The sequence below is a fragment of the Bordetella genomosp. 13 genome, from assembly GCF_007679965.1.
In the GTDB taxonomy this organism is placed as follows: Bacteria; Pseudomonadota; Gammaproteobacteria; order Burkholderiales; family Burkholderiaceae_B; genus Bordetella.
Genome location: NZ_VEHL01000005.1, coordinates 395849 through 410143 on the forward strand (window position 1 = coordinate 395849; position 14295 = coordinate 410143).

Sequence of the window (14295 nt, forward strand, 5' to 3'; positions counted from 1 at the left end):
CCCCTTCGCGGGGGCGGATCGGCGCTAATCGATGCCTCGGGCGCGGTCGGCGGCGAACTGGGCGCGCCAGGCGTCGAAGCGGCCCTCGGCGATCGCCTCGCGCATCTGGCGCATCAGGTCCAGGTAGAAATGCAGGTTGTGCAAAGTGTTCAGGCGCGCGCCGGTGATCTCGTTGGCGCGCTGCAGGTGGTGCAGGTAGGCGCGCGAGAAATTGCCGCAGGTGTGGCAGCCGCAGGTCGGGTCCAGCGGCCGGGTGTCGTCGCGGTAGCGCGCGTTGCGGATCTTCAGGTCGCCGAAGCGCGTGAACAGCCAGCCGTTGCGGGCGTTGCGGGTGGGCATCACGCAGTCGAACATGTCCACGCCGCGCGCCACGCCCTCGACCAGATCTTCCGGGGTGCCCACGCCCATCAGGTAGCGCGGGGCGTCGGCCGGCAGGCGCGGCGCCACGTGCGCCAGGATGCGCTGCATGTCTTCCTTGGGCTCGCCCACCGACAGGCCGCCGATGGCGTAGCCGTGGAAGCCGATGTCGCGCAGGCCGGCCAGCGACTCGTCGCGCAGCGATTCGTACATGCCGCCCTGCACGATGCCGAACAGGGCGTTGGGATTCTCAAGCCGGTCGAATTCGTCGCGCGAACGGCGCGCCCAGCGCAGCGACATGCGCATCGAGCGCGCGGCTTCCTCGGCGGTGGCCGGGCGGCCGTCGATCTCGTAGGGCGTGCATTCGTCGAACACCATGACCACGTCGGAGTTCAGCGCGCGCTGGATGCGCATCGACTCTTCGGGCGTCAGGAACAGGCGCGCGCCGTCGATGGGCGAGGCGAACTTCACGCCTTCCTCGGTGATCTTGCGCATGCCCTGCAGGCTGAACACCTGGAAGCCGCCCGAGTCGGTCAGGATGGGCTTGTCCCACTGCATGAAGCCGTGCAGGCCGCCATGCTTCTGCATGATGTCGGTGCCGGGACGCAGCCACAGGTGGAAGGTGTTGCCCAGCACGATCTGCGAGCCGATCTCTTTCAATTCGTGCGGCAGCATGGCCTTGACGCTGCCGTAGGTGCCCACGGGCATGAAGATCGGTGTCTCGACCGTGCCGTGGTTCAGGGTGATGCGGCCGCGGCGCGCGGCGCCGTCGGTGGCCAGCAGTTCGTAGCGCAGTCCGGTCATGGGCGGGGGGTTTCGATGAACATTGCGTCGCCATAGCTGAAGAAGCGGTAGCGCTGGGCCACCGCGTGCGCGTAGGCGCGGCGGATGGGTTCCATGCCGGCCAGGGCCGACACCAGCATCAGCAGGGTCGACTGGGGCAGGTGGAAGTTGGTCAGCAGCGCGTCCACCGCGCGATAGCGGTAGCCCGGCGTGATGAACAGCCGGGTATCGCCCTGGGCGGCCTCGATGGGTCGAGTCCCGGCCGCCGCGCTGGCCGCCGCACTGGCCGCCGCATCGTTCTGGGCGGCGGCGGATTCGAGGGCGCGCACGCTGGTGGTGCCCACGGCCACGACACGGCCGCCGCGGGCGCGGGTGGCCGCCACGGCATCGGCCGTGGCCTGCGGCACCGTGTACCACTCGGCGTGCATGACGTGTTCTGCCAGGTTTTCCACGCGCACGGGCTGGAAGGTGCCGGCGCCCACGTGCAGGGTGACGAAGGCGCGCTCGACGCCCATGCCGGCCAGTTTCTGCAGCATGGGTTCGTCGAAGTGCAGGCCGGCGGTGGGGGCGGCCACCGCGCCCGGCTCGCGGGCGTAGACGGTTTGATAGCGGCTGTCGTCGGTTTCTTCGGCGGCGTGCGTGATGTAGGGCGGCAGCGGCGTGGCGCCATGGGCGTCCAGCAGGTCGAGCACTGGCGCGGGAAAGCGCAGGTCGAACAGTTCGCCCTCGCGGCCCAGCACCTCGACGTCGAAGGCATCGGCCAGGCGCAGCACGGTGCCTGGGCCGGGCGATTTGCTGGCGCGTACGTGGGCCAGGGCGCGAGTGGGTTCGACCAGGCGTTCGACCAGCACTTCGACCTTGCCGCCGCTGCCGGCCTTGTGGCCGGCCAGGCGCGCCTTGATGACGCGGGTGTCGTTGAAGACCAGCAGGTCGCCCGCGCGCAGCAGGCCGGCCAGGTCGGGAAACTGCCGGTCGTGCAACTGGCTGGCGGCATCCAGGTGCAGCAGGCGGCTGCCGCCGCGCTGCGCGGCAGGATGCTGCGCGATCAGCTCGGGGGGCAGTTCGTAGTCGAAATCGGAGAGAGTGAGCGGGGCGGACACGCGAGAGCACTGCCGAAAAGATTGACGCGGCATCGGGCCGCGGGACAACCCGCTATTGTATGACGGCGCGAAAACACCGCCCACCGGCCCGGCAAAGCCCGGCCGTGGGCTGCCCGCAAGCTTGATTCGGTATGCTCACGGTTTTCTGGAACATGGCGGCGCGGCGGGTATGGCGGTCAAGCGAACGGGAATGTTGAAACGGTGGCTGGCGGCGGCCGGCCTGGTCCTGGCGGCGGCACAGGGGCATGCGCAGGCGCTGCCGCCCGAGCTGTCGGCCATCTGGAAGAAAAGCGGCCTGCCCGACGACTCGCTGTCTCTGGTGGTGCAGGAAATCGGCGGTCCGCGCCTGGCGGCCATCAACGCGGGCACGCCGCGCAACCCCGCCTCGGTGATGAAGCTGGTCACCACCTGGGCGGCCCTGTCCGAGCTGGGCCCGAACTACATCTGGCGCACCGAGCTGCTGGCCGATCCCGGCGTGCGCCCCGATGCAAAGGGCGTGCTGCCCGGCCCGCTGTACCTGCGCGCCGGCGGCGATCCGCAACTGATGCTGCAGGACCTGTGGACGCTGCTGCGCGACCTGCGCCTGCGCGGCGTGAAGCAGATCGGCGACCTGGTGATCGACCGCAGCATCTTCGGCCAGGTGTCCATCGATCCGGGCGCCTTCGACGGCGCGCCCGACCGCGCCTACAACGCCAGTCCCGACGCGCTGATGGTGGGCTTCGGCGCGGTGCGCCTGCTGTTCGTGCCCGATCCGGCCACGCGCCAGTGGGTGCCGTACATCGACCCGCCGCTGCCCGGCGTGCGCGTGGAAGGCAAGGTGCAATGGAGCGACGCGCGCTGCCCCGGTCCCCCGGTGGTGACGACGGATCCCGTGATGACTCAGCAGGGCGTGTCGCTGCGCCTGGGCGGCACGGTGGCGGGCTCGTGCGGCGAGTTCAGCCTGTATCGCCTGGCGCTGTCGCAGCCCGAGTATGCGCAGGCGGTGTTCCGCCAGTTGTGGACCGACCTGGGCGGCAAGTTCACCGGCCAGGTCCGCTCGGGCCGCGTGCCGCCCGACGCGGTGCTGCTGACCGGCCACGACTCCGCGCCGCTGGGCGAGGTGATCCGCACCATCAACAAGCGCAGCAACAACGTGATGGCGCGCACGCTGCTGCTGACGCTGGGGGCCGAGCGCGGCTCCCGTCCGGCCACGGTGGCCGGCAGCGACATGGTGGCGCAATCGCTGCTGGCCGCGCAGGGCCTGAAGATGCCGGAACTGGTCATCGACAACGGCGCCGGCCTGGCCCGCGAGGCCCGCGTTTCGGCCGAGAGCCTGGCCTCGATGCTGACGCTGGCCTGGTCCTCGCCCTACATGCCCGAATACATGTCGTCGCTGGCCATCTCGGGCGTGGACGGCACCGTCCGCCGCCGCCTGCGCGGCAAGGACGCGGAAGGCATGGCCCACCTGAAGACGGGCTCGCTGCGCGACGTCCGCGCCATCGCCGGCTACGTGTTGGGAAGCAACGGCAAGCGTTATGTGATCGTCAGCATCGTCAACCATGAGCAGGCAGGGGCGGTACGGCAGTTCGATGATGCGTTGATTGCCTGGCTGGTGGATCGCAACTAGGCGAGGTTCGGTGAGCATTCGCATGGGCGGTGTGTTCTTCGTTGGGCGTATTTGGGTTCTGAAGTCGCCTCTGCGTGGGGTTCCCGCTCGTGCCGGCCAAGTCGTCGGGCTCGGGCGCGCCCCCAGGCGCCCTCGGTCGCCTTCGGCGACTTCCCCTCCTCCAATTGGCCGGCACGAGCGGGAACCCCACGCAGAGGCTGGCGTTCGCGCAACGTGAAATGCCCCGTACTGCAGTGGGCCTCTCTTTGTTTTTTCTCTCCTGCGACAGCTGGAATACGAACTTTTCACCTATTGCGTCGGCCGCATCGCACGTCCTGCGTCGCTCGGCACGCGTGCCGTCTGCGCATGCAGGTCAGCGCGAGTTGCGGCGCGGGACGGCAAGTGGAATAGGGGAGAGAACGCTTGCGGTGGGTGCAAGAGAGAGAAAAAACATCCGCAATCCGCACCGCCATCGGCATGCCGCCGCCGCAACGCGAGTCGCATGACGCTGGAATGAGTCCTCTGCGCGGGCTTCGGGGCCGTGCCGGCCAAGTCGTCGGGCTCGGGCGCGCCACCAGGCGCCCTCGGCCGCTGCGCGGCTTCCCCTCCTCCAATTGGCCGTCACAGCCCCGAAGCCCGCGCAGAGGACGGCTTCGAAGCAGCATCCACACGCTTGCAGACAACGTCACGCAGCACAGCCCAAGACAGCGGCGAGAGAGGCCCCTCCACCAACGGGTTAACATCCCGCCCGCTCGCCTGCAGCCGCCCCACCCTCAGTCCCCAGGAACACGCTACGATATTCCGAGACAGAGAAAGCGCCGGCCGGCGGCGACAAGACGTGTTTGTATTCCCTGGAGATCCCCGTCATGCCTGTGCATGAAATTCGTCATCCGCTGATCCGCCACAAGCTGGGCATCATGCGGCGCGCCGACCTGAGCACCAAGAGCTTTCGCGAACTGTCGCAGGAAGTGGGTGCGCTGCTCACCTACGAAGCGTCCAAGGACATGCCGCTGACCGAAGCCGAAGTCGAAGGCTGGTGCGGCACCGTCAAGGTCGAGAAGATCGCCGGCAAGAAAGTCACTGTCGTGCCCATCCTGCGCGCCGGCATCGGCATGCTCGACGGCGTGCTCAGCCTGATCCCGGGCGCCAAGGTCAGCGTCGTCGGCGTCGCCCGCAACGAGGAAACCCTAGAAGCGCACACCTACGTCGAGCGACTGGTCGGCGAACTGGACCAGCGCCTGGCGCTGATCGTCGATCCGATGCTGGCCACCGGCGGATCGATGCTGGCCACCATCGACATGCTCAAGCGCGCCGGCTGCCGCGAGATCCGCGCGCTGGTGCTGGTGGCCGCGCCGGTCGGCATCGACGCCGTGCTGGCCAAGCATCCCGACGTCAACATCTACACGGCGTCCATCGATGAACGCCTGAACGAAGACGGCTACATCATCCCCGGCCTGGGCGACGCGGGCGACCGCATCTTCGGCACCAAGCAGAAAAGCGAATGAGAGACCCGGGGGGAGGGGACGCCCCCCGTCAGTCTGCTCAACTGTTCAATGCCGCCTTGATGGCCCCGGCGGTTCGCTCATACAGCTTGTCCAAGGCGGTTTCGAGTTCCGATTCGGAAAGATATCGGCTCTGGCCCAACGTGCGATAAGAAGCATTCTGGCGATATTTCTTCAATTCCGGAAACGCGGTGCAGAGTTCATCGTGCAGCGGGCTCGCCAAACCATCGTGCGCATGCTGCGGAAAATAATAAGCCGCTAATCCGTAGGTAGGCGAGTGCTTGGACCTGGGCGTTCTCCATGTCGATATGTAGATAGGCCAGCTAGTCTCCGAATTCATCAGGGGTTGCCATGCCCGATCCCACATGCGCATGTAGCGCTTGCCGTATTCCGTCTCAATGTTCAGCCCCGGGCGGCGTGTCTTGAAGCCCGTCTCGATGAACGCCAGCGACTCCATGTCGGACATCCGGCCGACGATCTCCGCATGGTGGTTGGCAAACGTCCATATCTCGCCGAAGTCGCCGTTCAGCTCCGACGGTGTCATGTCGGCCAGCGATTTTCGTCTGACCGACGCGAAATCTTCCAGCAGCGGCCGGTACTCTTGCGCCAGCAAGGCGAGCGTGTCGTCCAGGTCTTTTTCTTCCTGCGGCGTGTAGTCCGTTTGCCGTTGGCAATACGCGATCACCAGGGATGCCGACTGGTTGCCACGGCGTATCTGAAGCTCCGCGCGCTGGGCGCCGGCTTCAAGCCATTGATAGTCGAGATACGCCCAGCGATTGGAGTAGGTCTTTCCCTGCCCATTCTCCCGCGCGGCCTGGGAGTATTTTCTATCCAGGGCGATGTATGCCGTCAAGTAATCCCTGTAGGCAGGTCGCCGCCTGATGTCGCTGGCAACGCCTTCGTAGTACTCCTTGAGTTGTTCGTCCCCGAACCTGGCGCCGTGTTTGTTCTCCACGACCACAATGATTTTGTTGGTGGTGTCGATCATCAGGAGATCGAGGCGTTTGTTGGTGCTTAAAACATGCTCCCGGGCTAGGATCACGGCGTGGAATCCTGTCTTGGCGATCCGGCTCGGCGTCCAGTGCTCAAAGAATTCCTTATTGGCATAGACATTGTCGTCCGATGCCCAATAGGCTGCGGTGAGGAAATCCTTCAGGATCGCATCGCCCTGGCCATGGCCTTCACGGGGATTGAACAGCCATTGCAGTATCTCGGAGTGCTGGTTCTCGGTTGGCGAGATGATGTTGAAGATGTCATTGGACCTCTTCAGTTGCTCCACTGCCTTGCCGAAGCGTGGATCACTGACGAGATTCTGGAATAGATTGGATTTTTCTTGTTGAGTATCCATTGCGTGCTGAGGGGTCTCTATGCTGGAGGGCGGGTTATCCGTATTCGGAATTCGCGACGATCGATTCGGACATGGAAGAAGAGTCCCAAGCCGAAACGCCGTCGGTCCGCGAATATAGAACGGCAGCGTTAAAAAGCAATGTCGCTTGGCAAGCGCTATTTGGCGGCGCTTTGTCTTCCAGTGGAACCGCGCCGATATTCCCGCCGTTGACTTTATTTATTCCCCCGTCCTACAGTCGTCGCAGGGTATTTGTCTGGCCAGGAGACTTTTCGATGAAGTGCTACTGCGTTGTCGATTTTCGTGAACCGCTGCAGGCGCTGGAGCAGCCCACGCCCGAGCCGCAAGGCACCCAGGTCTTGCTGAAAGTGCGCGCCGCGGGCGTGTGCCACAGCGACATCCACCTGTGGGAAGGCGGCTACGACCTGGGCCAGGGCCGCACGCTGTCGCTGAAGGAGCGCGGCGTGACGCTGCCGCTGACGATGGGCCACGAGACCGTGGGCGAGGTGGTGTCCGCCGGCCCCGATGTCCAGGGTCTGGCGCCCGGCGGGCGGTATCTGGTGTATCCGTGGATCGGCTGCGGCACGTGCCCGGCCTGCGCGTCGGGCCAGGAAAACCATTGCCCGGCGCCCGCCTGCCTGGGCATCCACCGGCCGGGCGGTTATGCCGACTACATCGTGGTGCCGCATCCGCGCTACCTGATCGACATCGGCGGCCTGGACGCCGCGCAGGTCGCGCCGTATGCCTGCTCCGGCCTGACCACGTATTCCGCGCTGAAGAAGATCGGCGCCGCGACCTACACCCAGCGGCCCATCGTCGTCTTCGGCGCGGGCGGGCTGGGGCTGATGTGCCTGACGCTGCTCAAGGCGCAGGGCGGCGCGGGCGCCATCGTGGTCGACATCGACCCGGCCAAGCGGCAGGCCGCGCTGGACGCGGGCGCGCTGGCAGCGGTCGACGGCGCGGCGCCCGATGCCGCGCAACAGATCATCCGGGCCGCGGGCGGCCAGCCGCTGGCGGGCGCGATCGACCTGGTCGGCGCGCCGTCCACCACGGCATTGGCCTTCGACTTCCTGGCCAAGGGCGGCAAGCTGGTCATCGTGGGGCTGTTCGGCGGCGGGTCGTCATGGCCGATCGCGCTGATTCCGTTGAAGGCACTGTCCATCATCGGCAGCTATGTCGGCAACCTGGCCGAGCTTCGGGAACTGATGGACCTGGTGCGCTCCGGCAAGGTCGCGCCCATGCCCGTGACGCGCCATCCGTTGGCCGAGGCGGACAGCGTGCTGGCGTCATTGCGTGGCGGCAAGGTTGTCGGGCGCGCGGTGCTGACGGCGGGGTAGATTCGACGGCAGGCCGCTGAACGGCGTGTCGATAGGGATGCCGCGGGGCGGGGCTGCGTTTCTCGAGTGTCGACATGGGGCGGCCGGCGCTGGTGACGCGCATGGCTCGCTGTTCACGAGCTGCGTTTTCGCAGGAACGAAAAGGCCGGGCACGAAGCCCGGCCTGACTGCGTCGACGGTTCAGCGGCCGGGCGATTCCACCGTCACCGCGTATCCAGCGACTCGCCGAACCAATGCAGCTTCGGCCCCAGCGCCGCCACTTCGCCCACGATCAGCAGCGCCGGCGCGTGGATCCCGTGCGCGCGGGCGCGTTCGGCCAGGTTGGCCAGCGTGCCCGTCACCACGCGCTGTTCGGGCCGGCTGCCGTTCTCGACCAGCGCGAACGGCGTGTCGGGCGAGCGGCCATGGGTGACCAGGCGCTCGGACAGATACTCCAGTTGGCCCACGCCCATGTAGAACGCCAGCGTCTGGCCGCCGCGCGCCAGGCCGTTCCAGTCCAGCGTGTCCTCGTCCTGGCGGCAATGCGCCGTCACGAAGCGCACGGACTGCGCGTGGTCGCGATGCGTCAGCGGAATGCCCGCATAGGCCGCACAGGCCAGCGCGGCGGTGACGCCGGGCACGACTTCGTAGCGCACGCCTTGCTCGCGCAGGTATTCCAGTTCCTCGCCGCCGCGGCCGAAGATGAAGGCGTCGCCGCCCTTCAGGCGCACCACGCGGCGGCCGGCCTGCGCATGTTCGGCCATCAGGCGATGGATGCGCGCCTGCGTGGCGTCGTGGTTCTCGCCCGGCAGCTTGCCCACCGGGATGCGGTCGGCGTCGCGGCGCGCCAGCGCCAGCACGTCGGGGCTGGCCAGGCGGTCGTACAGGATCACGTCCGCTTCGTTCAAGGCGCGCAGCGCCTTCAGCGTCAGCAGCCCCGGATCGCCCGGCCCCGCGCCCACCAGCACCACGCTGCCGGCCTCCTGCGGCCAGCCGCGGTCCAGCGCCTGGGTCAGCTCGGCCTCGGCCTGGACAGGCTGTTGCTGGCGCAGCCAGCCGGCCACCGGACCGTCCAGCAGCCAGTCGTAGAAGCGGCGGCGGCGGCTCAGGTCGGGCAGGGCCTCGCGGATGCGCGGACGGTGGCGCGCGGCCAGCTCGGCCAGCGGGCCCAGCGTGTGGTCCAGCAGCGATTCCAGGCGCTCGCGCAGGCGGCGCGCCAGCACCGGCGCCACGCCGGAAGACGAGATGGCCAGCACCAGCGGCGAGCGATCGACGATGGCGGGCACCTGGAAAGAGGACAGCTCGGCCACGTCGACCACGTTGCAGAAGATGCGGCGCGCGTTGGCGGCGGCTTCGACCGCCGCGTTGACTTCGCGGTCGTCGGTGGCAGCCACCACCAGCCAGGCGTCGTCCAGCCACGACGGCGCGAAATGGCCGGATACGTGATCGATGCGGCCCTGGGCCGCCTGTTGCGCCAGCGCGGGTTCCAGCTCGGGAGCGCCCACGCGTACGGCGGCGCCCGCTTCTTGCAGCGCGAGGACCTTGCGGGCGGCCACGCTGCCGCCGCCTACCACCAGCACGCGCCGGCCCTTCAGGTCGGCAAATATCGGAAAGAGCTTCATCGGAAATGACCAGGGGCGGGCTACAGCAGCCCGCAGGATACCCGCGATCATAGAAAGCCTGGCTACATCCCTACAACGTCTGATTTATTGGATTGATATTTCCTTTGGCTATTAACGCGGCGGGAATGGATTGCCGGCGTCGGCATTGTTGCGATGCCGCACGAAAACGGTGCGGGTCGACGGCGGCCAGGCACCGCTTGTGTGCGCGGTCCTGGCCGGCTACGTCGACGACCGTGGGCCATATCGCGCAAGTTCATGAATACAAAGGAAAAGACGATCCTCTAAAAACTGGCATGGCGATTGCTTGATGGTCAATGGCAGGGCGATGCCCGCCATTCTTGCAATGCATTAGGAACAACGGCGTTCCGCAAGGCCGCAGGCGACAGAGCCCGCGGCGTGCGGGACGCTTTTTTTTGCGGCGTTACTTCCGGAGCCCCGACGATGCCTGCTTCCCGCACTCCTCCTGAGACGTTCCCTCTCGTTCCGCCGGCCGCGGATCCGCAGCGCCGCCGCTGGCTAGTCCGCGCGGCGCGTGCGAGCGCGGGGGCGGGCCTGCTGACGCTCGTCGATCCGCTGGTGCGCGCAGGCGCCTGGGCCGCGGGCAGCGACGCGCCCGAGAAGCCCGAGGTGCGCGTGGGCTTCATCCCGCTGACCGACTGCGCCTCGGTGGTGATGGCCTCGGTCATGGGCTTCGACAAGAAGCACGGCGTGAAGATCGTGCCGACCAAGGAGGCCTCGTGGGCCGCCGTGCGCGACAAGCTGGCCAACGGCGAGCTGGACATGGCGCACGTGCTGTACGGCCTGGTGTACGGGCTGCACCTGGGCGTGGGCGGGCCGAAGAAGGACATGGCCGTGCTGATGAGCCTGAACCAGAATGGCCAGGCCATCAGCCTGTCCAGCAAGTTGCTGGAGGCGGGCGCGCGCGACGGCGAGTCGCTGGCGAAGGTCATGGCGAAGGACAAGCGCGACTACACCTTCGCTCAGACGTTCCCGACCGGCACGCACGCGATGTGGCTCTATTACTGGCTCGGCGCCTATGGCATCGATCCGCTGCGCGATGCGCGCGCCATCACCGTGCCGCCGCCGCAGATGGTGGCCAACATGCGCGTGGGCAACATGGACGGCTTCTGCGTGGGCGAGCCCTGGGGCGCGCGCGCCATCCTGGACAGGATCGGCTTCACCGCCTGCACCACGCAGCAGATCTGGACGGATCATCCCGAGAAGGTGCTGGGCGCCACGTCCGAATTCGTGCAGCGCAACCCCAATACCGCGCGCGCCGTCACCGCCGCGATCCTGGAGGCGGGCAAGTGGATCGACGCCTCGCCCGAGAACCGCCGCAAGACCGCCGAGACCATCGCCGCCCGGGCGTATGTGAACACCGAGGTGGATGGCATCGTCGGCCGCATGCTGGGCCAGTACGACGACGGCGCCGGCAGGAAGTGGGACGACCCGCATGCCATGCGCTTCTATGGCGACGGCCAGGCCAACTTCCCCTACCTGAGCGACGGCATGTGGTTCCTGACCCAGCACAAGCGCTGGGGCTTGTTGAAGGACCATCCCGACTACCTGGCGGTGGCGCGCCAGGTCAACCGCCTGGACGTGTACAAGCAGGCGGCGGCCGCGGCCGGCGCGGCGCTGCCGTCGTCCGAAATGCGCGCGTCCACCCTGATCGACGGCGTGAAGTGGGACGGCAGCAATCCCGCGGCCTATGCCGATGGCTTCAAGATAAAGGCGGCCTGACATGTCCACCACCGTACCGCATCCTGCTTCCTCCACAGGCCTGGCGATGCCGGGGCCGTCCGCGCCGGACGCGTCCCGCACAGTCCCGCCGTCGCCGGCCTCCGCCACGCGCACGCCGTTCCTGCGCGAGGCCTGCGAACCCGCCGCCCGCAAGGCCATCGGAGCATTGGCGGGTTTTTTCGTCTTCCTGCTGACGTGGCAGTGCATCGCGCTGCTGGTGCCCGAGATCCCTACGCCCGGCAAGACCTGGCATGCGGCGGCGCAACTGTTCGCCGATCCGTTCTACGACAACGGCCCCAATGACAAGGGCGTGGGCTGGAACGTGCTGGCCTCGTTGCGGCGCGTGGGCCTGGGCTTCGGGCTGGCCGCGCTGGTGGGCATCCCGGCCGGTTTCATCATGGGCCGCTATGCCATGGCCGGCGCGATGGCCTCGCCCATCGTCAGCCTGCTGCGCCCGGTATCGCCGCTGGCCTGGCTGCCGCTGGGACTGCTGCTGTTCAAGGCGGCCGATCCCGCGGCCATCTGGGCCATCTTCATCTGCTCCATCTGGCCCATGGTGATCAACACGGCGGCCGGCGTGGCGCGCGTGCCGCAGGACTACCTGAACGTGGCGCGCGTGCTGAACCTGTCCGAATGGAAGGTGATCACGCGCGTGCTGCTGCCCGCCGTGCTGCCCTACATCCTGACCGGCGTGCGGCTGTCCATCGGTACCGCGTGGCTGGTGATCGTGGCCGCCGAGATGCTGACGGGCGGCACGGGCATCGGCTTCTGGCTGTGGGACGAGTGGAACAACCTGAAGGTGGAGCACATCGTGGTCGCCATCTTCGTCATCGGCATCGTCGGCCTGCTGCTGGAGCTGGCGCTGCTGCGCATCGCGCGCCGTTTCACGTACGAGGAGTGATCCCATGCAGAAATCCCTGCGCATCGAGAACGTCGGGCAGGTCTTCACGGCGCGCGGCAAGCCCTTCGTGGCGCTGCGCGACGTCGACCTGACCGTCGACGCCGGCGAGTTCGTCACGCTGATCGGCCATTCCGGCTGCGGCAAGTCGACGTTGCTGAACCTGATCGCCGGCCTGGCCCGGCCCACGTCGGGCGTGCTGCTGTGCGCCGAGCGCGAGATCACCGGCCCCGGCCCGGACCGCGCGATGGTATTCCAGAATCATTCGCTGCTGCCGTGGCTGACGTGCCTGCAGAACGTCCACCTGGCGGTGGAAAGCGTCTACGGCGCGCGCGAGAGCCGGGCGCAACTGGCCGAGCGCGCGCAGGCCGCGCTCGAACTGGTCGGCCTGACGGCGGCGCGCGACAAGCTGCCGCGCGAGATCTCCGGTGGCATGAAGCAGCGCGTGGGCATCGCCCGCGCGTTGGCCATCGAGCCGCGCGTGCTGCTGATGGACGAGCCGTTCGGCGCCCTGGACGCGCTGACGCGCGCGCATCTGCAGGACGAGCTGCTGCGCATCGTGGCCAGGACGCGCAGCACCGTCGTCATGGTGACCCACGACGTGGACGAGGCGGTGCTGCTGTCCGACCGCATCGTCATGCTGACCAACGGCCCGGCCGCCACCATCGGCGACATTCTGCCGGTGACGCTGCCACGGCCGCGCGACCGCGTGGCGCTGGCCGGCGACCCGGGCTACCAGGCGTGCCGCGCCGCGGTGGTGGACTTCCTGTATCGGCGCCATGCGCATCCCGCGCACCAGGCGGCGCACGCCTGACCGGGAGGCGCGGCGATGAGACAACGGCTGGTGGTGATCGGCAACGGCATGGCCGGCGCGCGCACGCTGGAGGAACTGCTGAAGCAGGCGCCGGACCTGTACGACATCACGGTGTTCGGCGCCGAGGCGCATCCCAACTACAACCGCATCCTGCTGTCGCCGGTGCTGGCGGGCGAGCAGGCGTTCCAGGACATCGTGCTCAACGACCTCGACTGGTATCGTGGCCACGGCATCGACCTGCGGCTGGGCTGTCCGGCCGTGCGCATCGACCGCGCGCGCCGCGTGGTGCACGGCGCGGACGGCTCGCGGGCGCCCTACGACCGGCTGCTGCTGGCCACCGGCTCGCGGCCGGTGATGCTGCCCGTGCCGGGACGCGACCTGCGCGGGGTGGTCGGCTTTCGCGACATCGGCGATGTGCGGCGCATGATCGCCGCGGCCGAGCGCGGCGGGCATGCCGTGGTGATCGGCGGCGGGCTGCTGGGGCTGGAGGCCGCCAACGGCCTGGCGCGGCGCGGCATGCGGGTCTCGGTTGTCCACCTCGGCCCCGCGCTGCTGGACCGCCAGCTGGACGGCCATGCGGCCGGGCTGCTGCAGAACAGCCTGCAGGCGCGAGGACTGGACTTCCTGCTGGGCAGGCGGACCGATGCCCTGCTTGACGACGGCGCGGGACACGTGCGCGGCGTGCGCTTCGCCGATGGCCAGGAGATTCCCGCGGACCTGGTCGTGATGGCCGCCGGCATCGTGCCCGATACCGACCTGGCCCGCCAGTGCGGCCTGCAGGTCGATCGCGGCGTGCGGGTCAGCGACACGCTGCAGACCTACGATCCGCGCATTTATGCCGTGGGCGAATGCGCGAGCCATCGCGGCGCATGTTATGGCCTGGTCGCGCCGCTGTACGAGCAGGCGCGCGTGGCCGCCAACCACCTGGCGCTGCACGGCACCGGCCGCTATCCGGGCAGCGTGACGTCGACCAGGCTGAAGGTGACCGGCATCGACCTGTTCTCGGCGGGCGACTTCACGGGCTGCGCCGGCGCCGAGCTGATCACGCTGTCGGACACCACCACCGGCATCTACAAGAAGCTGGTGGTGCGGGACGACCGGCTGGTGGGCGCCTGCCTGTACGGCGATACCGCCGACGGCGCGTGGTACTTCAGGCTCATCCGCGAAGGCCGGCCCATTGGTGCGCTGCGCGATGCGCTGATGTACGGCGAGGACACGACGCGGGAGGCCAGC

The 14295-nt window shown here is 68.1% G+C and carries 10 protein-coding genes and 1 pseudogene; 7 read left to right on the forward strand and 4 right to left on the reverse strand.

Going from position 1 to position 14295, the window contains the following annotated elements:
- Nucleotides 1-24 precede the first annotated feature (24 nt).
- Together tgt and queA are read right to left on the reverse strand one after the other, a co-directional pair.
- A complete protein-coding gene (tgt, locus tag FS845_RS15100) occupies nt 25-1161 on the reverse strand; it encodes a tRNA guanosine(34) transglycosylase Tgt (RefSeq protein WP_144636693.1) in 1137 nt (378 codons plus the stop codon).
- Nucleotides 1158-2273, reverse strand: a complete 1116-nt coding sequence (gene queA / locus FS845_RS15105) for a tRNA preQ1(34) S-adenosylmethionine ribosyltransferase-isomerase QueA (RefSeq protein ID WP_144636695.1) — start codon at nt 2271-2273, stop codon at nt 1158-1160. The genes tgt and queA overlap by 4 nt, the downstream gene beginning before the upstream one ends.
- Before the next feature lie 157 nt (nt 2274-2430).
- Between queA and dacB the strand changes: the two genes are divergently transcribed.
- Together dacB and upp are read left to right on the forward strand one after the other, a co-directional pair.
- Nucleotides 2431-3846 (forward strand): D-alanyl-D-alanine carboxypeptidase/D-alanyl-D-alanine-endopeptidase, encoded by a 1416-nt coding sequence (gene dacB / locus FS845_RS15110; RefSeq protein ID WP_260986293.1) that lies wholly within the window; start codon nt 2431-2433, stop codon nt 3844-3846.
- Between the two features lie 845 nt (nt 3847-4691).
- Nucleotides 4692-5330 carry a uracil phosphoribosyltransferase gene (gene upp, locus FS845_RS15115; RefSeq protein WP_144636699.1) on the forward strand — a complete coding sequence of 213 codons (639 nt, stop codon included), beginning with the start codon at nt 4692-4694 and terminating at the stop codon, nt 5328-5330.
- Nucleotides 5331-5367: 37 nt separating this feature from the next.
- On the opposite strand, the gene FS845_RS15120 is transcribed toward upp, so the two are convergent.
- Complete coding sequence (locus tag FS845_RS15120) at nt 5368-6675, reverse strand: PD-(D/E)XK nuclease family protein (protein ID WP_144636701.1); 1308 nt, start codon at nt 6673-6675, stop codon at nt 5368-5370.
- A gap of 272 nt (nt 6676-6947) precedes the next feature.
- On the opposite strand from FS845_RS15120, the gene FS845_RS15125 reads away from it, so the two are divergent.
- Nucleotides 6948-8009, forward strand: coding sequence for an alcohol dehydrogenase (locus FS845_RS15125; RefSeq protein WP_144636703.1), 1062 nt, complete (start codon nt 6948-6950; stop codon nt 8007-8009).
- Between the two features lie 203 nt (nt 8010-8212).
- Here the strand turns inward: FS845_RS15125 and cysG are convergent, their stop codons facing one another.
- Nucleotides 8213-9610 carry a siroheme synthase CysG gene (gene cysG / locus FS845_RS15130; RefSeq protein WP_144636705.1) on the reverse strand — a complete coding sequence of 466 codons (1398 nt, stop codon included), beginning with the start codon at nt 9608-9610 and terminating at the stop codon, nt 8213-8215.
- Between the two features lie 441 nt (nt 9611-10051).
- On the opposite strand from cysG, the gene FS845_RS15135 reads away from it, so the two are divergent.
- The 4 genes and pseudogenes from FS845_RS15135 to FS845_RS15150 form a co-directional block, all read left to right on the forward strand.
- Nucleotides 10052-11350 carry a CmpA/NrtA family ABC transporter substrate-binding protein gene (locus FS845_RS15135; protein WP_144636707.1) on the forward strand — a complete coding sequence of 433 codons (1299 nt, stop codon included), beginning with the start codon at nt 10052-10054 and terminating at the stop codon, nt 11348-11350.
- A 1-nt stretch (nt 11351) separates the two neighbouring features.
- A complete protein-coding gene (gene ntrB, locus FS845_RS15140) occupies nt 11352-12251 on the forward strand; it encodes a nitrate ABC transporter permease (protein ID WP_260986294.1) in 900 nt (299 codons plus the stop codon).
- A 4-nt stretch (nt 12252-12255) separates the two neighbouring features.
- Nucleotides 12256-13062 (forward strand): ABC transporter ATP-binding protein, encoded by an 807-nt coding sequence (locus tag FS845_RS15145; RefSeq protein WP_144636709.1) that lies wholly within the window; start codon nt 12256-12258, stop codon nt 13060-13062.
- A 15-nt stretch (nt 13063-13077) separates the two neighbouring features.
- A pseudogene (locus FS845_RS15150) lies at nt 13078-14274 on the forward strand (NAD(P)/FAD-dependent oxidoreductase); the annotation flags it as partial.
- Nucleotides 14275-14295: the final 21 nt, after the last annotated feature.